This window comes from Citrobacter sp. BDA59-3, from assembly GCF_015167655.1.
GTDB classification, from domain to species: domain Bacteria; phylum Pseudomonadota; class Gammaproteobacteria; order Enterobacterales; family Enterobacteriaceae; genus Phytobacter; species Phytobacter diazotrophicus.
Map to the genome: position 1 here is coordinate 4,989,749 of NZ_CP063427.1, position 23,610 is coordinate 5,013,358.

At 57.1% G+C, this 23,610-nt stretch carries 24 protein-coding genes; 14 read left to right on the forward strand and 10 right to left on the reverse strand.

Annotation, left to right across the window (positions count from 1 at the left end; translation table 11 throughout):
- Window positions 1-6: 6 nt before the first annotated feature.
- The 3 genes from IP582_RS23540 to tusA all read right to left on the reverse strand — a co-directional run bounded on the left by IP582_RS23540 (window position 7) and on the right by tusA (window position 1,955).
- On the reverse strand, window positions 7-516 hold the full coding sequence (locus tag IP582_RS23540; protein WP_193794566.1) for a TRAP transporter small permease: 510 nt from the start codon (window positions 514-516) through the stop codon (window positions 7-9).
- A gap of 23 nt (window positions 517-539) precedes the next feature.
- Entirely contained in the window at window positions 540-1,523 is a 984-nt protein-coding gene (locus IP582_RS23545) for a TRAP transporter substrate-binding protein (RefSeq protein ID WP_193794567.1), read from the reverse strand.
- Between the two features lie 186 nt (window positions 1,524-1,709).
- Entirely contained in the window at window positions 1,710-1,955 is a 246-nt protein-coding gene (gene tusA, locus IP582_RS23550) for a sulfurtransferase TusA (protein ID WP_041851324.1), read from the reverse strand.
- A 304-nt stretch (window positions 1,956-2,259) separates the two neighbouring features.
- On the opposite strand from tusA, the gene IP582_RS23555 reads away from it, so the two are divergent.
- Together IP582_RS23555 and IP582_RS23560 are read left to right on the forward strand one after the other, a co-directional pair.
- Window positions 2,260-2,925: a 7-cyano-7-deazaguanine/7-aminomethyl-7-deazaguanine transporter gene (locus IP582_RS23555; protein WP_193794568.1), complete on the forward strand. Its 666-nt coding sequence runs from the start codon at window positions 2,260-2,262 to the stop codon at window positions 2,923-2,925.
- Window positions 2,926-2,998: 73 nt separating this feature from the next.
- On the forward strand, window positions 2,999-3,559 hold the full coding sequence (locus tag IP582_RS23560; protein ID WP_041851322.1) for a DcrB family lipoprotein: 561 nt from the start codon (window positions 2,999-3,001) through the stop codon (window positions 3,557-3,559).
- Here the strand turns inward: IP582_RS23560 and IP582_RS23565 are convergent, their stop codons facing one another.
- Window positions 3,560-4,762, reverse strand: coding sequence for an MFS transporter (locus IP582_RS23565; RefSeq protein WP_193794569.1), 1,203 nt, complete (start codon window positions 4,760-4,762; stop codon window positions 3,560-3,562).
- Between the two features lie 145 nt (window positions 4,763-4,907).
- On the opposite strand from IP582_RS23565, the gene IP582_RS23570 reads away from it, so the two are divergent.
- Entirely contained in the window at window positions 4,908-5,957 is a 1,050-nt protein-coding gene (locus IP582_RS23570; protein WP_041851320.1) for an AI-2E family transporter, read from the forward strand.
- Between the two features lie 7 nt (window positions 5,958-5,964).
- Here the strand turns inward: IP582_RS23570 and IP582_RS23575 are convergent, their stop codons facing one another.
- Entirely contained in the window at window positions 5,965-6,471 is a 507-nt protein-coding gene (locus tag IP582_RS23575; protein ID WP_041851319.1) for a phenolic acid decarboxylase, read from the reverse strand.
- A 99-nt stretch (window positions 6,472-6,570) separates the two neighbouring features.
- Between IP582_RS23575 and IP582_RS23580 the strand changes: the two genes are divergently transcribed.
- The 7 genes from IP582_RS23580 to nikR all read left to right on the forward strand — a co-directional run bounded on the left by IP582_RS23580 (window position 6,571) and on the right by nikR (window position 12,933).
- Complete coding sequence (locus tag IP582_RS23580) at window positions 6,571-7,431, forward strand: LysR family transcriptional regulator (RefSeq protein ID WP_071194972.1); 861 nt, start codon at window positions 6,571-6,573, stop codon at window positions 7,429-7,431.
- Between the two features lie 170 nt (window positions 7,432-7,601).
- Window positions 7,602-9,173 carry a nickel ABC transporter substrate-binding protein gene (gene nikA / locus IP582_RS23585; protein WP_193794570.1) on the forward strand — a complete coding sequence of 524 codons (1,572 nt, stop codon included), beginning with the start codon at window positions 7,602-7,604 and terminating at the stop codon, window positions 9,171-9,173.
- Window positions 9,173-10,117 carry a nickel ABC transporter permease subunit NikB gene (nikB, locus tag IP582_RS23590; RefSeq protein WP_193794571.1) on the forward strand — a complete coding sequence of 315 codons (945 nt, stop codon included), beginning with the start codon at window positions 9,173-9,175 and terminating at the stop codon, window positions 10,115-10,117. The genes nikA and nikB overlap by 1 nt, the downstream gene beginning before the upstream one ends.
- Window positions 10,114-10,947: a nickel ABC transporter permease subunit NikC gene (gene nikC, locus IP582_RS23595; protein WP_193794572.1), complete on the forward strand. Its 834-nt coding sequence runs from the start codon at window positions 10,114-10,116 to the stop codon at window positions 10,945-10,947. The genes nikB and nikC overlap by 4 nt, the downstream gene beginning before the upstream one ends.
- Window positions 10,947-11,711 (forward strand): nickel import ATP-binding protein NikD, encoded by a 765-nt coding sequence (gene nikD / locus IP582_RS23600; RefSeq protein WP_193794573.1) that lies wholly within the window; start codon window positions 10,947-10,949, stop codon window positions 11,709-11,711. Before nikC ends, nikD begins: the two co-directional genes overlap by 1 nt.
- On the forward strand, window positions 11,708-12,496 hold the full coding sequence (gene nikE, locus IP582_RS23605) for a nickel import ATP-binding protein NikE (RefSeq protein ID WP_193794574.1): 789 nt from the start codon (window positions 11,708-11,710) through the stop codon (window positions 12,494-12,496). The genes nikD and nikE overlap by 4 nt, the downstream gene beginning before the upstream one ends.
- Window positions 12,484-12,933 (forward strand): nickel-responsive transcriptional regulator NikR, encoded by a 450-nt coding sequence (gene nikR / locus IP582_RS23610; RefSeq protein ID WP_193794575.1) that lies wholly within the window; start codon window positions 12,484-12,486, stop codon window positions 12,931-12,933. Before nikE ends, nikR begins: the two co-directional genes overlap by 13 nt.
- Here the strand turns inward: nikR and IP582_RS23615 are convergent.
- Window positions 12,881-13,987, reverse strand: coding sequence for an iron-containing alcohol dehydrogenase family protein (locus IP582_RS23615; protein ID WP_079496985.1), 1,107 nt, complete (start codon window positions 13,985-13,987; stop codon window positions 12,881-12,883). The two genes, nikR and IP582_RS23615, sit on opposite strands and share 53 nt — an antisense overlap.
- Before the next feature lie 227 nt (window positions 13,988-14,214).
- Between IP582_RS23615 and purB the strand changes: the two genes are divergently transcribed.
- The 4 genes from purB to IP582_RS23635 are packed head-to-tail and all read left to right on the forward strand — an operon-like array spanning window position 14,215 to window position 18,569.
- Window positions 14,215-15,582, forward strand: a complete 1,368-nt coding sequence (purB, locus tag IP582_RS23620; RefSeq protein WP_193794576.1) for an adenylosuccinate lyase — start codon at window positions 14,215-14,217, stop codon at window positions 15,580-15,582.
- On the forward strand, window positions 15,579-16,106 hold the full coding sequence (locus tag IP582_RS23625) for a GNAT family N-acetyltransferase (RefSeq protein ID WP_103278431.1): 528 nt from the start codon (window positions 15,579-15,581) through the stop codon (window positions 16,104-16,106). Before purB ends, IP582_RS23625 begins: the two co-directional genes overlap by 4 nt.
- 10 nt (window positions 16,107-16,116) lie before the next feature.
- Entirely contained in the window at window positions 16,117-17,262 is a 1,146-nt protein-coding gene (locus tag IP582_RS23630) for an amidohydrolase (protein WP_193794577.1), read from the forward strand.
- Window positions 17,259-18,569, forward strand: a complete 1,311-nt coding sequence (locus IP582_RS23635; protein WP_193794578.1) for an MmgE/PrpD family protein — start codon at window positions 17,259-17,261, stop codon at window positions 18,567-18,569. Before IP582_RS23630 ends, IP582_RS23635 begins: the two co-directional genes overlap by 4 nt.
- Here IP582_RS23635 and IP582_RS23640 read toward each other — a convergent pair.
- Genes IP582_RS23640 through IP582_RS23655 form a run of 4 tightly spaced genes read right to left on the reverse strand, consistent with a single transcriptional unit; the run spans window position 18,544 to window position 23,418 of the window.
- Window positions 18,544-20,844: a molybdopterin-dependent oxidoreductase gene (locus IP582_RS23640; protein WP_193794579.1), complete on the reverse strand. Its 2,301-nt coding sequence runs from the start codon at window positions 20,842-20,844 to the stop codon at window positions 18,544-18,546. The genes IP582_RS23635 and IP582_RS23640 overlap by 26 nt on opposite strands.
- On the reverse strand, window positions 20,845-21,606 hold the full coding sequence (locus tag IP582_RS23645; protein WP_103278435.1) for an amino acid ABC transporter ATP-binding protein: 762 nt from the start codon (window positions 21,604-21,606) through the stop codon (window positions 20,845-20,847). It lies immediately after the preceding gene.
- Entirely contained in the window at window positions 21,599-22,525 is a 927-nt protein-coding gene (locus IP582_RS23650; protein ID WP_103278436.1) for an amino acid ABC transporter permease, read from the reverse strand. The genes IP582_RS23645 and IP582_RS23650 overlap by 8 nt, the downstream gene beginning before the upstream one ends.
- The gene (locus IP582_RS23655; RefSeq protein ID WP_193794580.1) at window positions 22,525-23,418 is read right to left on the reverse strand and encodes an ABC transporter substrate-binding protein; all 894 of its coding nucleotides are present in this window, start codon (window positions 23,416-23,418) and stop codon (window positions 22,525-22,527) included. Before IP582_RS23655 ends, IP582_RS23650 begins: the two co-directional genes overlap by 1 nt.
- Window positions 23,419-23,610: the final 192 nt, after the last annotated feature.

Below are 23,610 nucleotides of genomic sequence, written 5' to 3' on the forward strand. Positions count from 1 at the left end.
CACCCCTTACCCATGGTTGCCAATCAGTACGACCGGGCGATTTTCCTGCGAGCCGAACAGCAATCGTTCGAGCACAAACAGGATCAGAATGGCCGAACCTATCGGCAACGGCAGATAACTTTCGCCTGAGGTCAGCAGGGGAAACTCCGCCACAGGTTGTTCCCACAGCTCAACGCACAGCCAGTAGCTGTACCAGCACATGATGAGAGAGATGAGCAGCATCAACAGATCGACAAGCCGCGCGCATGCCATCTTTAGCGTGTCAGGCAGACGATCCGTGAGCATGTTGACCGCAATGTGGGAACCGGCGCGGTACCCCACCGCCGCGCCAATGAACGTAAAAGTGACCATACAGATGATGGCAATAGGTTCCGGCCATGACTCTCCGCGATTCAATACGTAACGCGAGAAAATGCCAATCGGAATAACAATCGTCATCACCAGCAGTGATATACCGGCCACCGTCATAGCAAGCAGGTACAGGCGATCCATCCACTTTAAGTAGAGTTCTGACATACGTTCTCCGCAGAAAAGTGGGGTTATTTGACGTCAGCGATAGCTTTCATCAGATCCTGATGCTTATCGCCATACTGGGCGCGCACCGGCTCTGTCGCTTTGATAAACACCGATTTATCAATGTCATGAAATTGCACGCCGCCCGCTTTCATTTTATCCAGCGCCTGCTGGGTATAGGCTTCCCAGAGTTTGCGCTGTTCGAACTGTGCTTCACGCGCCAGGATGAGGATTTTTTTCTGATCATCAGCGCTGAGTTTGTCCCATTTCACTTTGGAGTAGAGCAGCATTTCAGGGGTGATAAAGTGACCGCTGAGGGTATAGTTTTTGGCAACCGGCATATAGTTATGGGCGATAAACGTCGGCGGGTTATTTTCCGCGCCATCAATCACCCCCGTTTGCATGCCGCTATAGACCTCGCTCACCCCCATCGCCACCGAGTTAGCGCCCATCTGTTTTAACGTTGCCAGAGCGACGGGGCTGCCCTGCACGCGAATTTTCATGCCGTTCAGATCTTCGGGCTTAACCACCGGTTTTTTAGTGATGAGATTGCGCGTGCCGGAGTCCATCCAGCCCAGAAATACCAGTCGGGATTTCGGATTGGCCGTCAGCTTATCGCCAATCTGTTTACCGATATCGCCATCAATGACCTTGTGCATATGGTCTTCATCACGGAAGACATACGGCAGGGTGAAGACTTCAATATCCGGGAGAATAGCGGCGACAGGGGCCATCGAGACACGAATCATGTCGATAGCGCCCATTTGCGCCTGTTCTATCATCTGTTTTTCATCGCCAAGAACGCCGCCGGGAAAGACTTTAATCTCCAGCTTGCCGTCCGTTTGTTGTTTGAGTTTTTCACCCATGTTCTGCACAGCAACAATATTGGGATAGCCTTCCGGATGCACATCGGCAGCTTTAATCGTCTGCGCATTTACGGCGGATACAGATAACAGTGACACGGTGGACAGGCACAACGCGGCCAGCAACGGCTTGAAAGTCGTTTTCATCGGGTCTTCTCCAGGGCAGTGAAAGGTAAATGTTAAAACAATGTTTTATTTTTACGCTTAAAAACTAGACTACCGCTGAAAAGGGGAGAGTGAAGCGCCTCACAAAAAGCGCTAAAAAATGAAACGACGGTTTAAATTGGTGGCAAGGATCGCAAACTGCGTAAAAACGCGGCCTGTAATGGGGAGTTATTGCCCTTTACGCACCAGATAGCGATACGGCAGCGATTGCGTCTCATGGGCCACCAGTTCGTGTTCCATAAAGCGGCAGAACCCCGGAATGTCACGGGTGGTCGCCGGATCGTCAGCAATCACCAGCAGGGTTTCACCCGGCAGCATATTGCGTACGGTTTTGCGCACCATCATTACCGGCTCAGGGCAACGCAGGCCCAGCGCGTCAAGAGTATGGTCGGCGGTAGTGAAGAGGTCGGTCATTTTCGTCTCACACGGGAAAAAACGGCATTAGTTTACGCTGCCCATTTTGTGACGCAAGCCAGGTTAACGATTGCGTTAAAAATAACCATTGCATCGGCGTAATGTTGCAGTATCATTCTGCGGCTTTGCACAGTATCAACACGCGCTATTGGCGCAGCCGTTTGATTAAGGCCTGCGCGCACGCACCCCGGCGACACCGAGTCCGTGAGGATGACGAGCACTGCCCGATGTCAAAACGGCAAGTAAAATAGCGTGTTACATGTTTATTGGGTTCCCTCACCCCAAACACTAAAAAGGTCACAATATGACGCAGTTTTCACAAACTCAGCGCATGAAAGCGCTGTTCTGGCTATCCCTTTTTCACCTGCTGGTGATCACCTCCAGTAACTATCTGGTACAGCTACCGGTTAACATTTTCGGCTTCCATACCACCTGGGGCGCATTCAGTTTCCCGTTTATTTTCCTGGCGACAGATTTAACCGTGCGTATTTTTGGCGCGCCGCTCGCCCGGCGGATTATTTTCGCCGTGATGGTACCTGCGCTGGTTATCTCCTACGGCATCTCTTCTCTGTTTTACATGGGAAGCTGGCAAAGCTTTGAAGCACTGACCCATTTCAACCTGTTCGTCGCCCGTATCGCCACCGCCAGCTTTATGGCTTACGCGCTGGGGCAGATCCTCGACGTGCATGTCTTTAACCGCCTGCGTCAGAACAAACGCTGGTGGCTGGCGCCTGCGGCCTCAACGGTGTTCGGTAACGCCAGCGACACCCTTGCCTTTTTCTTCATCGCTTTCTGGCACAGCCCGGATCCGTTTATGGCCGAACACTGGATGGAAATCGCCCTGGTGGATTACGCCTTTAAGGTCATTATCAGCATCGCCTTCTTCCTGCCGATGTACGGTGTGTTGTTGAATATGCTGTTGAAAAGACTGGCAGACAAATCTGAAATATCAGCGTTACAGGCCAGTTAAGAGTACGCGATGCCAGTTGTGGTAAGATGGCCCACATGAGCCGTTATGGCTGTTTATCGAAAGGAAGAAGTCAATGCGCAATCTGGTTAAATATGTCGGTATTGGCCTGCTGGTAATGGGTCTGGCGGCCTGCGACAACAGCGACAGCAAAAAAACTCCCGCTCAGGGGGCATCCGCAGAAAGCAACGCGACCGGGCAACCGGTAACGCTGCTTGATGGCAAACTCAGCTTCTCGCTGCCCGCAGACATGACCGATCAAAGCGGTAAACTGGGTACGCAGTCTAATAACATGCACGTTTACTCTGACTCAACCGGTCAGAAAGCGGTGATTGTGATTGTAGGCGACGACACTCAGGAAGGGCTGGATACGCTGGCAAAACGTCTGGAAGACCAACAGCGCAACCGCGACCCGCAGTTGCAGGTCGTGACCAACAAATCTATCGAGCTGAAAGGCCAGAAAATGCAGCAGCTCGACAGTATCATCTCTGCCAAAGGTCAAACGGCCTGGTCTACCGTAGTGCTGGGTAAAGTGGATAACAAACTGCTGACTTTGCAGGTGACGCTGCCGGCAGATAACCAGCAGCAGGCGCAGACCGCAGCGGAAAACATTGTTAACACCCTGGTCATCAAGTAATCAGGAAGCGGCCTCCATCGGAGGCCGTTTTTTTAGCCGCCACGTCAGCACGAACGCTCCCGCCACCAGCACCGCCGTCAGCAGATACACCATTGATACTCCTGACCAGGCCATCAACAGCCCGGCAAGCGGCCCGGTTATTCCCAGCGACATATCCATAAATACCGTGTAGGTGCCCAGCGCCGCGCCCTGATTGTGCTGCGGCACCGCTTTAACCGCCACCACCCCCAGCGCCGGGAAGACCAGCGAGAAGCCTGCTCCGGTCAGAAATACCCCGATTTTTGCCACCAGCGGAGCATCGGCGATGCCCACCAGAATCAGGCCGACCACTTCCACCGCCAGGCTTATCATCGCCACATTCAGGCCGCCCAGGCGGTTGATGCTGTTCGGAAACACCAGCCGCGAACCCACGAACGCCAGGCTAAACAGCGTCAGGGCGAAGGCCGCGCCATCCCACCCTTTCGCGTCATAAAAGAAGGTGATAAAGGTGGCAATAACCCCAAAACCAGCCGTACCCAGCGCCAGCCCCATCCCATAAACCCAGACATAGCCGAGCACCGCACGAAATGGCAGTGGTTTACCTTTGCTGGCTTTTACTGCCGCACGCGGCAACGCGCAGGCAATCGCAATAAACGCCACTACCATAATGAACCCGCCCAGCCCGCTCAGTCCGGCGTAGTTGTAGCAAATGACGCCAAGCGGCGCCCCCAGCGCCATTGCGCCATAGGTCGCGATACCATTCCAGGAAATAACACGGGCAATATGCAGTGAACCGACCACTCCCACCCCCCAGAGCATCGACCCGGTCCCGGCGAAGCTTTGCCCGACACCGAGAATAATGCGCCCGACGCAGAGCAGCACCAGGCTGACCAGCGGCGAGCCGCTTTGCAGATCCGCCAGCAGATACCCCAGCCCACAAATGAACGCGCCGCAGAGACCAAACACCACCACTTTTTTCGGCCCGAGCATATCCGCGTAGCGTCCGGCGTGCGGACGACTGATAAGGGTTGCGAAGTATTGCAGGCTGATGACCAGCCCTGCCCAGAAGGCGCTATAGCCCAGCGTTTCATGGACATAGCCGGGCAAAACTGCCAGCGGCAAACCTATCGTGAGGTAACTTGCGAAGTTGAAGATAACGACGGAGAGAATCCGCAGATTAAGACGTAATCCGCTTAGCGCCGGTTCAGCGGCTTGTTCGGGCATGGGGGTTCACCAGATTTTCACAACGATGTTTCACTATTACCACGTCATGGCCTGGAAATCAGCATGGAGATTAAGAATATGTGCCTCGGGCGAAGCGTCCGCCAGTGGCTACACTTATCGGGCGGTATAGAAAAAGGAATTGCCCATGACACAGCCCCAACCCGATCGTGCGGGTTTACATATTCTGCTTAAACTGGCCTCACTGGTCATTATTCTGGCCGGTATTCATGCCGCTGCCGATATCATTGTTCAACTGTTACTGGCGCTCTTTTTCGCCATTGTACTTAATCCGCTGGTCACCTGGTTTATTCGCCGGGGCGTAAAACGGCCTGTCGCCATCGCCATTGTGGTACTGGTGATGCTTGTCTTCCTGACCGCGCTGATTGGCGTGCTGGCCGCCTCGGTGAATGAGTTCATGACGATGCTGCCGAAATACAATCGGGAGTTCACGCGCAAATTCCTCCAGCTTCAGGATGCGCTCCCTTTCCTGCACCTGCATGTTTCGCCAGAACGAATGCTGCAACGAATGGATTCCGAGCGCGTAATGAGTTTTGCCACGACAATGATGACGCAACTGTCTAACGCAATGGCGAGCATCGTTTTACTGGTAATGACCATGGTATTCATGCTTTTTGAAGTGCGTCATGTGCCCTATAAAATGCGTTTCGCGCTGAATAACCCTCAGATTCATATCGCCGGTTTGCACCGCGCGCTTAAGGGCGTCTCTCACTATCTGGCGTTAAAAACGCTGCTCAGCCTGTGGACGGGGGTGATCGTCTGGGCGGGGCTGGCCATTATGGACATCCAGTTTGCGCTCATGTGGGGGGTACTGGCGTTTCTGCTTAATTACGTGCCGAATATCGGATCGGTGCTCTCGGCTATCCCGCCGATGGTGCAGGCTTTGCTCTTTAACGGCCCGTATGAGTGGCTGCTGGTCGGCGGCCTGTTTCTCGTCGTGCACATGGTTATCGGCAATATTCTGGAACCACGCATGATGGGTCACCGACTCGGTATGTCGACACTGGTGGTCTTTCTTTCGTTACTGATTTGGGGGTGGTTGCTCGGTCCGGTGGGGATGCTGCTCTCTGTGCCGCTCACCAGCGTCTGTAAAATATGGATGGAAACCACCACCGGCGGGAGCAAGCTGGCCATTATGCTTGGCCCAGGCAGGCCGAAAAACCGCCTGCCCGGCTAACCCTGCGTTAACGCAGGTTGTTAGGGAAATCTGCCGGAAGCTCACTGGCCGCGCAGGCGATGACGCTGTCATTGTCTGCGCCGCAGTCGCGCACAAAGGTGATAGTCGCAAACTCATCAATTACTTCGGTCGGATAGGCCGGGCCCGCCGCACGATAGGATTCCATCAGCGGAATATGATCGTTCTGGAAGCACACGGTTTTTTCCGGATTGTTGATCACCCAGCGAGGGAAGAAGATCGTACCATGGAACAGGCGATCGCCGAGGTTGACGATCAAACTCACGTCAGTACCGGTCGGCTCGGTCCAGGAGATTTTATAAATGCTCTCACCAACGCGTACAATGTAAGCCTGCTGGTTTTTCACCCAACGGTTTGCCACGATACCGCTATGAATACGGTAGTCCAGCGTGGTCTCGTTTTTGACATAAATCTCGTAGTTCCAGCCGTTATCGTAGGTATAAACCAGATGTTTGCCGACGAAACCGCTCAGATCATGTTTATCAAAGCTGCTCATAATTGTTCTCCTCTTATTTGATGAGAAGATCGTACCGCTTCAAAAAATGAATGAATAACGCTATGTTTGAATTAAATTCATTCATTTTTTAGATGAGTCATGCATAAAACCACCCTCGAACAATGGTCGCTGCTGCAAAAAGTGGTGGAGCTGGGCAGTTTTGCGAAGGCCGCCGAAGAGACCCACCGTAGTCAGTCATCCGTGAGCTACAACCTGGCGCTCTTGCAGGAGCGTCTGGGCGTGGCGCTGCTGGTACAGGAAGGCCGCCGTGCGGTGCTCACCCCCTCCGGCGAGCTGTTGCTTAACCAGGTAAAACCGCTGCTGAAAGCCTTCGACTACGTTGAAACCCGGGCGGCCACACTGCGCAACGGCCAGCGTACCCGGCTCGACCTGGTCGTAGACAGCATCTTTCCCCGCTCACGGCTGTTTGCCATTTTGCGCCAGTTCCAGCAGCGCTATCCGCAAACTCAGGTGCATCTGACCGAAGTCCTCGAAAACGCCTCCGTGGAGCGCCCCGCCTATGCCGAAGCCGACGTAATGGTGCTGACCCGTCGCCAGGACCTGACCGGGCGCGGCGAATGGCTGATGAATATTGATTTTGTCGCTGTCGCCCACCGGGATCATCCACTTTGCGCCGAAACCGCGATCACAGAGGATGCTCTCGCCGCCTGGCCATTAATTCGCATCGCCGACCGGGAGAATCGCCTGCCGCAGGAGAGCGGTGAGTCATGGACTTTTTCTACCATCGATGCCGCCGTGGAAGCGGTGCAGTATCAGGTGGGTTACGGCTGGCTGCCGGAGGAGCGCATCGGGTCTCTGCTAGCCAGCGGCGTGCTGAAAATTCTGCCGCTCAGCCACGGTTCACGCCGCGCCACGCCGCTGCATTTGATTGTGAAAAAGGATCTGATGCCGCTCGATGAGCAGGTGGACACGCTGCTGCAACTGTTTAAGGGGCAGTAGTTAAAGATGGGGAGTTTACTGTCGGCGGAGGGGTTCCGCTGACCAGTCCCCTTCGCTCGTTTCACGATCTCCACACTTTTATCATGCCTTTTTGATCCCGCGCACCGCATTCGTATGATGAATCAATAAAATCGTCATACTCCTTTTGTGGCAGATTTTCAGGGAAAACCATGTCGTCCTTTCGCTCTCTTAGTGCGTTACTGCTGGCCTGTACTGCGTTTTTTGCCCAGGCTTCATCCCCTCAGGAATTGACCACCGCATGGCCGGTCAACGTAGGACCGCTTAATCCGCATCTCTATACGCCAAACCAAATGTTCGCCCAAAGCATGGTCTACGAGCCGCTGGTAAAATATCAGGCCGATGGCACGGTAAAACCCTGGCTGGCTAAAAGCTGGACCTCCTCTGAGGATGGTAAAACCTGGGTCTTTACGCTGCGTACGGATGTCACGTTCTCCAACGGCGAGCCATTTAACGCCCAGGCCGCGGTGGAAAACTTCCGTGCGGTGCTCGATAACCGCCAGCGTCATGCCTGGCTTGAGCTCGCCAACCAGATAACTGATGTGAAAGCGCTTAGCGACAACCAACTGCAAATCACCCTGAAAAGCGCCTATTATCCGTTCCTGCAGGAGCTTGCCCTGCCCCGCCCGTTCCGCTTTATCGCCCCCTCTCAGTTTAAAAACCACGAGACCATGAACGGCATCGAAGCCCCGATTGGCACGGGGCCGTGGGTATTGCAGACGTCGCGTCTGAATCAGTACGACGTGATGGTGCGTAACGAACACTACTGGGGCGAAAAACCGGCATTGAGCAAAATCACCATCAAAGTGATCCCGGACCCCACCAGCCGCGCGGTGGCCTTTGAAACCGGCGATCTCGATCTGTTATACGGCAACGAAGGGCTGCTGCCGCTCGATACCTTCTCCCGGTTTAGCCAAAACCCGGCGTTACGCACCCAGCTTTCCGCCCCGGTCGAAACGGTGATGCTGGCGCTGAACTCCGCCAAAGCGCCGACCAATGAGCAGTCCGTCCGTGAGGCGCTCAACTACGCGGTCGATAAAAAGACGCTGATTGATAGCGCGCTATACGGCACCCAAAAAGTAGCCGACACGCTGTTCGCCCCCACCGTGCCATACGCCAATATTGGTCTGAAAGCGCGTGAATACTCCCCGGCAAAAGCTCGCGCGCTGCTGGACGCTGACGGCTGGAAACTGCCGGATGGCAAAACGATCCGTGAGAAAGCGGGGCAGCCGCTGCATGTCGAACTTGCGTTTATCGGCACCGACGCGATGAGCAAATCAATGGCCGAAATTATCCAGGCTAACCTGCGCGATATCGGCGTGGACACGGCACTTGTGGGCGAGGAAGAGAGCAGTATTTATGCCCGCCAGCGCGATGGCCGTTTCGGCATGATTTTCAACCGCACCTGGGGCGCGCCTTATGATCCGCACGCCTTCTTAAGCTCCATGCGCGTCCCCTCTCACGCCGACTACCAGGCGCAGCTTGGCCTGCCGGATAAGGCGCAGATCGACAAAGAAATTGGCGAGGTGCTGACGACACGCGATGAAACCGAGCGCCGGGCGCTTTATCGCGACATCCTGACCCGCCTGCACGACGAAGCGGTCTATCTGCCCATCAGCTACGTCTCAACGCTGGTGGTAGCGAAGCCTGAACTGGGCGTCATTCCTTTCGCCCCTATCGCCAGCGATATTCCTTTTGAACACATTTCCCCGGTGAACCCCTGATGCTGCGCTATGTCATTCGCCGTTTGTTACTGCTTATCCCGATGATCTTCGCCGCGTCGGTGGTCATCTTCCTGTTGCTACGCATGGGGGCGGGCGACCCGGCGTTGGATTATCTTCGCCTGTCGAACCTGCCGCCTACGCAGGAGATGGTGGCCTCAACGCGCATCATGCTGGGGCTGGATAAACCCCTGCCGCAGCAGTATCTGCACTGGCTATGGCAGGCGCTGCATCTCAATTTCGGTATCTCGTATGCGACCCAGCGCCCGGTGCTGGAGGATGTTCTGCACTTCCTGCCCGCCACATTACAACTGGCGGGCGCCGCGCTGATATTGATTCTGCTCACCTCCGTACCGCTGGGCATTTGGGCTGCACGCCACCGCAACAGCCTGCCGGACTATATTGTGCGTCTGATTGCCTTTCTTGGCGTCTCGATGCCCAATTTCTGGCTCGCCTTTCTGCTGGTGATGTTCTTTTCGGTCTATCTGCAATGGCTACCGGCAATGGGTTACGGCGGCTGGCAACATATACTGCTGCCCGCCGTGTCGATTGCCTTTATGTCACTAGCGATCAACGCGCGCCTGTTGCGCGCCAGTATGCTGGAGGCCGCCGGACAGCGGCACGTCATCTGGGCGCGGCTGCGCGGATTGAGTGAAAAGCAGACCGAGCGTCAGCATATTTTGCGTAACGCGTCGCTGCCGGTGATCACCGCCCTCGGTATGCACGTGGGTGAACTGATTGGCGGTACGATGATTATCGAAAGCATCTTTGCCTGGCCGGGCATTGGCCGCTATGCCGTGTCGGCCATCTTCAACCGTGACTACCCGGTGATCCAGTGTTTTACGCTGGTGATGGTCATCGTATTCGCTCTGTGTAACCTGTTGGTGGATGTGCTCAGCGCCGCGCTCGACCCGCGTATTCGTCACCATGAAGGAGCGCACGCATGAATTTTCTGCGTTCTGCCCGCTGGTCGGTGCGCTTTGCCGTACTGATTCTGGCGCTGCTGTTGGTCATCGCGGTGACCTGCCAGTGGTGGCTGCCCTATGATCCGCAGGCGATTCACTTGCCCGCCCGCCTGTTACCCCCCGGTAGCGAACACTGGCTGGGTACCGACCATTTGGGGCGCGATATTTTCTCCCGGCTGCTGAGCGCCACCCGCGTCTCCTTAGGGTCGGTCATGGCCTGTCTTCTGCTGGTGCTGACGCTGGGGTTGACGCTCGGCGGCTGCGCGGGGCTGGCCGGTGGCCGCATCGACCAGGCGATCATGCGCGTCGCGGATGTCTTTATGACCTTCCCCACCTCTATCCTGTCGTTCTTTATGGTCGGCGTATTGGGAACCGGGCTGACAAATGTGATTATCGCCATCGCCCTCTCCCACTGGGCCTGGTACGCCCGCATGGTGCGCAGTCTGGTTCTCTCTCTGCGCAGCCGCGAGTACATTCTGGCCGCCCGCCTGAGCGGGGCGAGCTATACGCAGGTGTTTATCGATCATCTGGCAGGCGCCGTGGTGCCTTCGCTGCTGGTGCTGGCGACGCTGGATATCGGCCACATGATGCTGCACGTGGCGGGGATGTCGTTCCTGGGGCTGGGCGTCAGCGCCCCCACCGCCGAATGGGGGGTGATGATTAACGATGCCCGTCAGTATATCTGGACGCAACCGCTGCAAATGCTGTGGCCGGGTCTGGCGCTGTTTGTCAGCGTGATGGCCTTTAACATGGTGGGCGATGCCCTGCGCGACCGCCTCGATCCACATCTGGAAACGGAGCATGCCCACTGATGCCTGCGCAACTTGAACTGCGAAATTTCACCCTTGAGGCGCAGCGTCCCCTCACCCATGACGTCTCACTCACCCTTCAGCGCGGGCGCGTGCTGGCGCTGGTCGGCGGAAGCGGCAGCGGGAAATCGCTGACCTGTGCCGCCGCGCTCGGCGTATTGCCTGCGGGTGTGCGGCAAACGGCGGGCACGCTGCTGGCAGATGGTCAGCCCATCTCGCCGCAGGCGCTGCGTGGGCTTAAGGTGGCGACCATTATGCAAAACCCGCGCAGTGCCTTTAACCCACTGCGGACCATGGCGGCGCACGCCAGGGAAACCTGCCGGGCGCTGAGCAAACCGGCGGATGACGCCACGCTTATCGCCGCCCTGGGCGACGTTGGGCTGGAGGCGCCGGAACGGGTACTGACGCTCTACCCGTTTGAGATGAGTGGCGGCATGTTGCAGCGCATGATGATCGCAATGGCGCTGCTCAGTGATGCGACCTTTATTGTCGCCGATGAACCCACCACCGATCTCGACGCCGTGGCGCAGGCCAAAATTCTCGATCTGCTCGAACGTCTCTTACAAACCCGCCACTGCGGCATGTTGCTGGTTACCCATGATATGGGCGTAGTGGCGCGGCTCGCCGACGACGTGGCGGTGATGGAGGCAGGGCGTATTGTCGAGCAGGGCAGTGTCGATGTGCTGTTTCGCACCCCGCGACATCCGGTGACACGCAATCTGGTGGCGGCGCATCTGGCGCTGTACGGGATGGAACTTAACCAATGAATTTACTCACCATGTCTAACGTCACCCACCGCTATCATGCCCACCCGGTGCTGGAGAATATCTCCCTTTCGATCAACAGTGGGGAAAGCCTTGCGCTGTTAGGGCGTAGCGGGTGTGGCAAAAGCACGCTGGCACGCCTGCTGGTTGGGCTGGAAAGGCCTGTCAGCGGTGAAATCAGTTGGCAGGGAACCCCGCTTTCCCGCATGTCCGGGGCGATGAAAAAAGACTTCCGCCGGGATATTCAACTGGTCTTTCAGGACGCCATCAGCGCCGCCAACCCCCGCAAAACGGTGCGCGACATTCTTGCCGAACCGTTGCGCCATCTGTTCAGCTTAAGCAAAACGGAACAGCACACCCGCATCGAACAGTTGATGCGTGATGTGGAACTGGAAGTCAGCCTGCTTGACCAGCGCCCACCGCAACTGAGCGGCGGGCAGTTACAGCGCGTCTGCCTGGCCCGCGCGCTGGCGACCCGCCCGACGCTGCTCATCCTTGATGAGGCCGTGTCCAGCCTGGATCTGGTCTTGCAGGCAGGTATCATTCGCCTGCTGAAAAAACTGCAACAGCACTCGGGCATCGCCTGCCTGTTTATCACCCACGATTTACGTCTGGTGGAGCGTTTTTGCCAGCGCGTGGTGGTGATGGAGAACGGCCATATCAGCGAAGATATTGCCGTCACCCACCCCTTACGCTTTACCTCTCTGGCCGGACAGGCGCTGCAACAGGCCGTCTTGCCCGCCTATCCCAAAACCCGAACGCCAGGAACACTGCCATGCAACGCGTAACTGTTACTCTTGATGATGACCTGCTTGTCACTCTCGACGATCTGAGCCAGCGCCGTGGCTATCACAATCGCTCCGAAGCGCTACGGGATATTTTACGCGACGCACTCACCCAGCAAGCGGCCTGCGAGCAGGACACACGGGGCTATGCGGTGCTGTCCTATGTGTATGAACATGAAAAGCGCGATCTGGCGAGCCGCATTGTCGCCACGCAGCACCACCATCATGACCTCTCCGTCGCCACGTTACATGTGCATATCAACCATGACGACTGCCTGGAGATCACCGTCCTGAAAGGTAAAATGGGCGATGTGCAGCAATTTGCCGATAGCGTCATCGCCCAGCGCGGTGTGCGCCATGGCCACCTTCAGTGCGTTACGGATGACACTACCCCGCCAGATCACGGGCATACGCACGGGTTGAAACATATTGTTCTGTAAGACGCAGCGCCTGCTCAATACGCGTGGGTTCGAGTGTGAACGGTAAATGCTCCAGAGCATCACGCGGGAAGGGAATACTGCGCGCCACCGCCTGGATGACCGCCAGGCGGATCTCTTTCAGCGGTGCCAGGGTTAGCGGCATCTCATACTGACGCAGCAGCGCCAGTAACACCGGATCGGGCTGGCTATTTTCATTTTCCAGAATGGATTGCACCAGCAGACTGAATCCCACACGTTCACCGTGTAGCCACTGACGCAAAGCCGGCTCCTGCGTGAGCCGGTTATGAATCGCATGCGCCACACCCGGCGTGGGGATTTCGCCGCGCACGCTGTTTGCCATACCGGCCACGGCAATATTGGCGTCAATAACGTTGATCAACGCATCCGACACCACCTGAGCTTTATTATCGCGAATAGCCTGTTGACCGTGTTTTTCATAAATTTCGACGGCCAGACGCGCGTTTTGCACTTTTAATTGCAGCCCCAGATTATCGGGATTTTTCTGCAAATAAGGACGAAACTCGTACCATTTCGCCAGCGCATCGACGATGCCCGCTTTTAAATAACGCACATCGCTACGGGCAATAACTTCGCTGTCCACCAGCACCAGGCGCGGCAGTGTGCGTAAAGCCTGGCTACTGATCTGCGCGCCTTCGTCCGTATAGAACACCGATAAAGGCGACCAGGCCGCACAGGTCGCTGCCAGCGTCGGAATGGTGATGGATTCGCCGCCCTCAAGGGTATCGGCGACGGCTTTGGCGGTATCCAGAACGCGCCCGCCGCCCACGCCGACAATAAACTGCACCCCCAGTTTTTTTGCCCGCTGCACATAGCGGGCAACGCTATCTTCGGTACAGTAGCCGGTCATGATCTCCGTCTGCCAGCGGATACCGCTGGCGCGTAAGCTCTCTTCAAGCCCTGGGTTAACCTGCGCCCATGCCTTTACGCTGGTAATTATCAAAATATGCTGGGTAAGCGGCGCAATATATTTTCCTGCGTCATGACGAATACCAGACTGGTGAAACCAGGTCTGCGGAGTTTTTATCGCAAGCATTGGCATGTCCATGTGTGCGCGAATTATTTCGCTTTATCTCACCATGCTACAAAAATAAAAATTAAAAACAATAATCTCTATTTCTTCTATTTTCATATCGATAGAAGAATATTGGATAAGGCAATAAATACCTTGCCCCGCAATATATCCATCAATGAAGATACTTGCAGAAAATAGTGGTTCCCATTATTTCAATTTTCCCTTTCACCGACAGGCAAACGAAAAAAATGGCATCGCATCCTATCGATTTTGTAATTATTGGCAATAACTTCGCCACGCCGGAAATGCGTGCCGTCTGGTCGGAAGAAAATCGGCTTCATCAACAGGTGGCGGTCGAAGTTGCACTGGCTCAGGCCCAGGGCGAACTGGGGGTGATCCCGCAAGAGGCTGCCGAAGAGATCCTTCGCCGTGCTCAGCCAGAAAAACTGCTGCTAAGCGATATTGCCGCTCAGGCCGGATTGATGAAACACTCCTTTATGCCCACGCTGAGCGCATTGCAACAACAGTGCGGCCCGGCAGGGGAATATCTGCATTACGGAGCCACCACACAGGACATCGTCGACACCGCCACCATTTTGCAGTTGCGCCAGGCATTGACCATTATTCGTCGTGACACCCTGGGCGTTACCCGCGCGTTGCGCCAGTTGTCAGCACGCCATCAGCACACCCTGATGGTTGGCCGCACGCATGGTATGCAGGCACTGCCGACCACCTTTGGTTTTAAAACCGCCGTCTGGCTGGATGAATTTTTGCGCCACCTGACACGCCTCGGTGAAATCACGCCACGCGTACTCACCGGCAATATCAACGGCGCGATTGGCACCAATGCCGCGCTGGGCGCACAGGGCCCGGAAGTAGAGCGCAGAGCGCTGAGTCTGCTCGGCCTGAATAGCCCGACCATTGGCTGGCAGTCCGCCCGCGACAGGCTGAGCGAATTCGCGTCGGTAGCGGTGCTGATCAGCGGTTCACTGGGCAAAATCGGCAATGAACTTTATAACCTGATGCGCAGCGAAATTGGCGAAGTGGAAGAGCCGTTCAGCAAAGGTAAAATCGGCTCCACGACCATGCCGCATAAACGCAACCCGGCGGCCATCGAAGGGCTGGCAAGCCTGACGCCGCCGATTCGCAAAAGCGCGGCGCTAATCTACGAATCCATGCACGTTGAACATGAGCGCGACGCAATGAGCTGGCGCGCCGAGTGGCTGGCCCTGCCGGAAATCTGCCTCTACCTCTCCGCCCAGTTGCAAAATGCCCAGGGTATCCTCAGCGGGCTGACGGTGAATGAAGCGAAAATGCGCGCCAATCTGGATATTCAGGCCGGGCTGCTGCTGTCTGAAAAAGTGATGTTTGAGGCAGGCAAAACCCTCGGCAAGCAGACCGCTCATCATCTGGTCTATACCTGTGCCATGACGGCCTTTGAAACCGGACGTGACTTTAAGAGCGTGCTGGCGGAAACCCCGGAGTTTGCCAGCGCCTTCTCAAGCGCAGATCTGGATGCCTGGTTTGACCCTGCACGCTACCTCGGTAGCGCTGTGGAAAAGGTGTCAGATGTGCTGCGCGCCGCCGATGCTGCGCTGGAGCAGGCGTCGGTATGACCGAAAAATATCGTCAGCTCACCCTGGCCGATAGCGATGCCTATCTCGAACTCATGCTCGCCGCCTATGCCCCCTCGCTGGCGTTAGGTGTTCATTTCGATGCGGCCACCGCCACGCCCGAGAAGGTCGAACGGCACCTGCGACAGCACGGCGTGTACGGCCTGTTTATTGAGGATGAACTGGCCGCGTCCGTCACCCTGCGATACCCGTGGGGGCCGCTCCCCGGCCCCTTTGGTTTGCCGCATATTGGCTGGTTCGGTGCGCACCCGCGCTTTCGTGGTCAACAGCGGGGACAGCAAATTTATGACTGGGTGGAAACCCATATCGTGCGCGACATGCTGCACGCCCCCGCGATTTCGCTAGGTACGGCTATCCACCATCCGTGGCTGATTGAGATGTATCAACACTGGGGCTTTACGCCGCAGCACAAAGCGGATCTGGGGAAAGGCCATATCACCCTGTTTATGAAAAAGATCCTTGATGAGGCAGCCCACACAAGCTGGCTCGCCCGCCAAACACCCTAATGAGTAAACCATGACAGATACCCATGATTTAGCCCTCTGGCTTACCGATTTTCGCCATGAACTGCACCGCTTCCCGGAACTCTCCAACGAAGAATTCGCCACTACCGCACGCCTGCGTAATGTGCTGGAGCAGTATCAGATTTCTATTCTGCCGCTGGATTTACCTACCGGCCTGGTGGTGGAGATCGGCGGGCAAAACCCCGGCCCCCTGGTGGTGCTGCGTGCTGACATTGACGCGCTGCCCATTGAGGAAAAATCCGGCGTTGCGTATCGCTCAGAAAACCCTGGCGTAATGCACGCCTGCGGCCACGATTTCCACTCCTCGGCAGCGCTGGGAGCCGCTATTTTGCTCAAAGCGCAGGAAGCCACGCTAAAAGGCCGGGTACGTATTCTGTTCCAGCCCGCCGAAGAGACGGGCCAGGGCGCACCGGCGGTGATTGCCACCGGCGCGCTGGATGAGGCCGTTGCTATTTTTGGTATTCACAATGACCCGGCACTGCCGGTGGGGGTGATGGGCAGTAAAGCAGGCGCGCTGACCGCAGGCGTGGATCGTTTCCGTATTGATATCACCGGCACCGGCAGCCACGCCGCGCGGCCTCATGAAGGTAACGATCCTATCGTGATTGCCGGGCAGTTGATTGGCGCGCTGCAAACGCTCATCAGCCGTAACGTCGACTCCAGTGAAAACGCCGTGCTCTCTATTACTCAGGTACATAGCGGAAGCACCTGGAATGTTATTCCCGACAGTGCCTGGCTCGAAGGCACCGTACGTACTTTTAGCCAGAGCGTTAGGGAAAACATCGAACGCCGTTTTCATGACGTTACGCGCGGTCTCGCCACCACCTTTGACGCGCAAATCGCACTCGACTGGCAGCCAGGCCCACCGTCGGTCATGAACAGCGAAAGCTGGGTCGATCTGGCGCTGGAAACCGGTGAACAGGCAGGCTTCGAAGTGCGCCGCATCCCCGCCAACCCCATCGGTGAAGACTTTGCCTTTTACCAGCAGCGTCTGCCTGGCGCGTTTATCATGATTGGTTCCGGCGGGCCGTTTGCTCTGCACCATCCGCAGTTCCGGGTGGATGACGCCGCCCTGTTCCCGACCGCCGACTGGCTGGCACAACTGGCCATCGCCGCACTGACAAAGGCAACCGCATGAGCAACCTGACGGCGGAAGTCGCCCGGCTGGTTGCCACCCGACAACCCGACGAAGCAGCCCGTGAACAGGCGCGACAAGGCGTGCTGGATTTTTTCGCCGTCGCTTTCCCGGTGGTCAATGGCACCCTGCCGGATGCCACGCGGGAGACGATACGCGCAATCTGGCCCGGCGATGATACGCAGTCACGCGCATTGCGTCTGGGCTACTGTGGACATGCCCTCGATTTTGATGATTTTCACCCGGACTTTCGCGGACATCCTGGCACGGTGATTTTACCTACACTCCTGGCGCTCGGTACGCAGACGCCCCTGCATCTGCTGGATGCGTTTGTGGTGGGCGTCGAAATGGCGGGCAGATTAGGACTGGCCGTCGGCGGCGGACATTATGTTCAGGGTTTTCACAACACCAGCACGCTGGGGGTTATTGCCGCAGCGGCGGCAGGTGCGAGGCTTGTCGGGGCGACGCAAGAACAAACAGCCGCGGCGCTGGCTATCGCCGCTACCCAGTCTGCCGGATTACGGGTGCAGTTTGGCTCGGAGATCAAACCGCTGCATGCCGGTTTTGCCGCACGAGCGGCGGTGACTGCCGTGCAGCTTGCGCAGCACGACATCAAGGCATCCATTGCGGGCGCGCTGGAGAGTTTCCTCGCGGCTTACAGCCCCGCGACACAGCAGCCGCAAAAACTCACGCAAGACTGGGGGGCGCCGTGGCGCATTGTCACGCCGGGTCTGGAATTCAAACCCTGGCCTACCTGCAGCGGAACGCACGGCGCGGCGCTGGCGGCGCTGCGGCTGCGCAAACAGTGGCTGGCAACCGGCAAAACATCCGATAACCTTATCGGGGCTATAGAACATATCGAGATAGCCTTTCCTCCTGGCGGCGATGTGGCAGCCTTTGTGCGTCAGCCTGTAACGGGAGTGGAAGCACGCTTTAGTCTCGAATATGTGATTGCCGAGTGCCTGCTGCGCGGAGAACTTGCGCTGACCCGCTTTGACGCCCGTCCTGTCGACCCGCTTACCGCAGAACTGGCTGCACGGGTGACCCGCACGCCAGATGCCAGCGCACCGCCGGATGCACAAAATCCGGGTGCGCGTTTTCACCGCCTGACGCTGCAACTGCTTAATGGCGAACAGCTTATCAGCCAGGTGACGCGCCAGGGGCTACTGACTCAGGGCGTCGATTTAGAAGAGAAACTACGCCAGTGCCTGCCAGGGGCGGATGCGCCCACCCGCGCACGCTGGCAGCAGCAGACACGCCTGCACACCCCGGAGGATCTTGAGGCTATTCGCGGGTTGCTGCTGGGATAAGCGGTGAAAACGCCTGAACCGGCCCGGCATCACCGGTAAAACGGGTAGCCTGAATAACGGTAATCTGCCCGCTACAGCCCTGCGCAAGGGCAGATGTACCAATGTCCCGCGTTAAGACATTCGGGTTACCGTGGCGGCACAGTGGACGCTCCGCCTTTGGATCTACCGGGTCATACCAGGCCCCCGTAGGTAGCTGCACCACGCCGGGCTTAATGTTCACTGAAACGCTCACGACAGCCAGCAACGCCCCCCGCGCGTTATGCAACATCACCACATCCCCTTCGCTAATTTCCCGCGCCGTAGCGTCTTGCGGGTGCATCAAACAGACCTCTTTCCCCTGCCGTTTATGCTTTGCGCTGTACCGGCCATAGTCCAGTTGGCTGTGCAGACGGGTGGCGGGCTGGTTGGCGATGAGCCAGAGCGGATGCAGCGCATTCGGCTGCTCATCCGGCTCCCGCCACACCGGATGACCGGGGCAATCGGCATAGCCAAAACGGTCAATGACGGCAGAGAAGATCTGGATTTTTCCGTCCGGCGTGGGCAACGGATTTGCCTGCGGGTCGGCACGAAAACGGCGCATCAAACGCCCGCCGTCATCCACCTGGGGCAGGGTCAACACGCCCTGCTGCCAGAAGTGGTCAAAGTCAGGGACCGGGTGGTCTATCTCCGCCAGCTTTTGCTGCATCTGCTGGTAGAGATGTTGTAACCATTCGCGCACGCTGCGTCCTTCGGTAAACGCCTCTTCTTTGCCCAGGCGAGCAGCGATATCGCGGAAAATAGCAAAATCATCCCTGGCCTCGCCGTGGGGTTTCGCCACCGGATGCATGGCAAAAAGATGGCGATCGGTAGGGGCGCCGCCCACATCTTCACGCTCCAGCGTCATGGTGGCAGGCAGAATAAGATCCGCATGGCGTGCGGTGGCCGTCAGGCTGTGTTCATGGACGATTAAGGTATCGAGACGGCAAAACGCCCGCCGCAGTCGCGCCAAATCCTGGTGATGGTGGAACGGATTGCCTCCCGCCCACCAGGCCAGCCTGATATGCGGATAGCGCCGTTCGACGCCATTAAACTGAAAGGGTTCGCCGGGATGAAGCAGCATGTCGGCAATCCGCGCCACCGGAATCAGCGCCTCGACGCCATTTGTCCCCTGTGGCAGCGACGGAAAAGAGACCCGGTTAAATGCCTTACCGTAATGCCCCAGCGCACCCAGCGCATAGGTATACCCACCGCCGGGCAGCCCCGGTTGCCCCAATGCGCAAGCCAGCACCAGCCCGAGCCATACCGGCTGTTCGCCATGCTGAGCGCGCTGTAAGGCGTGGGCCACCGTGACCAGAACCCGCCTGCCGTGAAGCCGCTGCGCCAGGGCGATAATCTCGCCCGCCGGAATGCCACAAATTGCTTCGGCCCAGGCGGCATTACGTACCGTGCCGTCCGCCTCCCCCTGAAAATAACGCACCAGCGTTGGCCAACCGGTGCAGTAACGGGCCAGGAACTCTTCATCCGTGCGCCCTTGCTGATAGAGGGTATGGAGTAACGCCAGGATCAGCGCCGCATCGGTACCGGGCGTGATCGACAGCCATTCCCCGGCGGCCTCCTCCGGCAGATCGCTACGAAGCGGGCTGACGGAGATAAAACGCGCCCCACGACGGGCCGCCTGCTGCATATATCCGCGCTCGGTATGTTCACTCATCCCACCGCTGGCAACCTGGGCATTTTTCAGCGCCAGGCCGCCAAATGCGAGAACAATGTCGCTATGTTCGGCGATCTCCCGCCAGCTTACGCCGCGCCGGGAGATCTCATCCTGGGGCGCGACAATATGCGGCAGGATCACCGACGCTGCCGCCGAGCTGTAGGACCAGACCGAGCGCACATAGCCGCCAATCGTCGTATTGAGAAAGCGGTGCACCTGACTTTGCGCGTGATGAAAACGCCCGGCGCTCGACCAACCATAAGAGCCGCCAAACACGGCTTGTGGGCCATGAAGCTCCGCCACCCGCTGTAACTCATTTGCTGCCAGACCGAGCGCCTGCTCCCAGCTAATAGCGATGTACTCGTCCGCGCCGCGCCGCTCATCCGGGCCGGGCCCGTCTTCCAGCCAGCCACGGCGTACCATCGGCTGAGTGACGCGCGCCGGGTGGGTTAAAGCATCGGTGAAGTTTTCCAGTAACGGGCTGGGATCGGGGTCGGCGGCAAAGGGGGTTATTTTCAGCGCGTTTGCCACGCGCCGGGCGGTAAAAGCTCCCCAGTGGGAGCTGTGAGGCACCGGCGCAGACATTTACAAAACCGTTGAGAGGAAGTGGGTTACGCGGGCATTGGCATTCTCTTCCAGCACCTTGCGCGCCGGGCCAGAGGCAATGACTTTACCGGACTCCATAAAGACAATGTTATCAGCAACTTCACGGGCAAAGCCGATCTCATGGGTGACAATCACCATGGTTATGCCTGAGTGAGCAAGCCCTTTGATGACCTGTAACACTTCGCCCACCAGTTCAGGATCCAGCGCGGAAGTGGGTTCATCAAACAGCATCACTTCCGGGTCCATCGCCAGCGCACGGGCAATAGCCACGCGCTGTTGCTGCCCGCCGGAAAGCTGCTGCGGCCAGTCATTTTCACGCCCGGAAAGCCCCACCTGCTGAAGCAACTGACGGGCTTTTGCTACCGCCACCGCACGCGGCTGCTTCTTCACCCGGATGGGCGCATCAATAATGTTCTGCAAAACGGTGCGATGCGGAAACAGATTAAACTGCTGGAAAACCATGCCGATGCGGCTGCGTTGGGCAGCGATTTTGCTGTCGCCCACTTCATACAGCGCCTGGCCTTTTTGCACATAGCCTACCAGGTTGCCACCGATGCGAATGGTGCCCGCATCCAGCTTTTCCAGGTGGTTGATGCAGCGTAGCAGCGTGGATTTACCTGAGCCAGAAGGCCCAAGAATCACCGTGACGGACCCGGCGTCGACGTCCAGGTCAACGGCATCCACCACCGTCTGCCCACCAAAACGTTTGGTGATGTTACGTAATTCGATGGTCTCAGCCATTGCTAACGCCCCTTGCATTGAACAGAAAAACCGGCAGTTTGCGGGCGAACCAGACTTTTGCTGTCTCACGTTTTACCCCACGGGCGAAGTAACGTTCGACGTAGAACTGACCGACAGAGAGCACCGAGGTCAACAGCAGATACCATAGCGTTGCCACCAGCAGCAGCGGAATCACTTCATAGGTGCGCTGGTAGATGATTTGCGCCGAGTAAAGCACGTCCTGTAGCGAGATAACCGACACCACCGCCGTGGTTTTCAGTTGCCCGATGACCTCATTGCCCGCAGGGGGCAGAATGGCGCGCATCGCCTGTGGCAGAACCGTATGGCGGAAAATCTGGCTGCGGGTGTAACCCAGCGCACGCGCCGCTTCAAGCTGACCGTTACCGACGCTCTGGATACCGGCACGAATAATTTCAGCCGCATAGGCAGACTGATGCATCACCAGGGCAATCACGGCAGCGCTAAAGGGGCTAATCAGCGCATTGGATGACGCACTAAAGAATTCACCAATCCCTGGCAGGCTCAATGAGACGGTAGGATAAAGTGCGGCGATGTTGTACCAGAGAAACAGTTGTACCAGCATCGGCACGCCCCGGAAAAACCAGGTGTATCCCCAACTGACGGCCACCAGCACCGGATTGGAGGAAAGCCGCATCAGCGCCAGTACCGTTCCCCCGGCGAAGCCCAACACCACCGAGATGGCGGTGAGCTGCAGGGTCATCAGCACGCCGCTAATAATGGAGTCTTCGGTAAAGCTCTCTGCCACCACATGCCACTCAAAACGCGGGTTATTAAAGATAGAGTGCAGCAACCCGGCCAACAGCAGTAAAACGACCAGCGCGCTGAACCAGCGCCCGTAATAGCGCTTACCGATGATGCGCAGCGCGTCCTGAGAAGCGGGAGGGGTGGAGTGAGGCATTAGAAGATGTCCTGATTACGTTTCGACTCTTTCACTGCGCCAAAGCCAATCGACCAGTGATCCAAAATCTTCTGATAGGTCCCGTCTTTGATGAGCGAATTCAGGGCGGCCTGTACCGCTTCTTCCAGTTGTGAGTCTTTCGGGAAGGCGATGGAAACCGGCGCATCGTTGACGCTGATCTGCCCGCTCATGGTCAGCGGTTTGACGGTTTTAACCTGCCAGGTGAGCCCTTCATACGGGCCGAAGAACATCGGCACGCGACCACTCACCACCGCCTGCACACCTGCCGGGCGGTCCGGGAAAACCGCGACCTTGATCGGCGGTTTGCCCTGCGATTCACACGCCTTGCTGGCTTCGTTCAAACGGTTAATCTGCGTGGTACCCGCCCCCGCGCCAATCTCTTTTCCACACACCTGCGTGAGCTCGGTGAACTCGGGAATACTGGCATCTTTACGGGAGATTACCCCCAAACGGGAAGCGTCGTAGTAGCTGACGAAATCGACCTGCTCGAGGCGTTTTTGCGTGGCGTTAATATTGGACAGCGCGACATCATAGCGACCGGATTTGAGGCCAGGGATAATATTGTCGAAGCCCCCGGTATCGTGCCATTGAACCTGTACACCCAGGCGCTCTGCCACTGCGCTCATTATATCGATTTCACGCCCGGCCAGCGTTTTATTATCTTCCTGATAAAAGGTGGTGGGCGGCGTATTCGGGTTTGTTCCGGCAACAATATACCCACGCTGCAAAATGTCAGCCGGGAGTTTGGCTTTTAATGTTTCATCTGCCGGAACAGTAAAATTATTTTTTGCCGGAACAGTTTGTTCAGCGGCAATAACCTGCTGCATGCCGCCCAGGGCCAAAAATAGCGCTAAAATGCTCTGTTTTTTCATTTCGTTTTTCTGTCCCCAAAATTAACCCCGTACGGGGTGGCAAAATAAAATCAGAAGGCGTAAGACGGAATATATTTTGTGATTGTTATTCTGGTTGAGTGGGTAATGTGAGGGAACCAATAAAACCAGAAAAGCAATGCCAGGAATTGCATAAGCCAGCCACCACGCGGAGCCCGTGACGAAAACACCCAC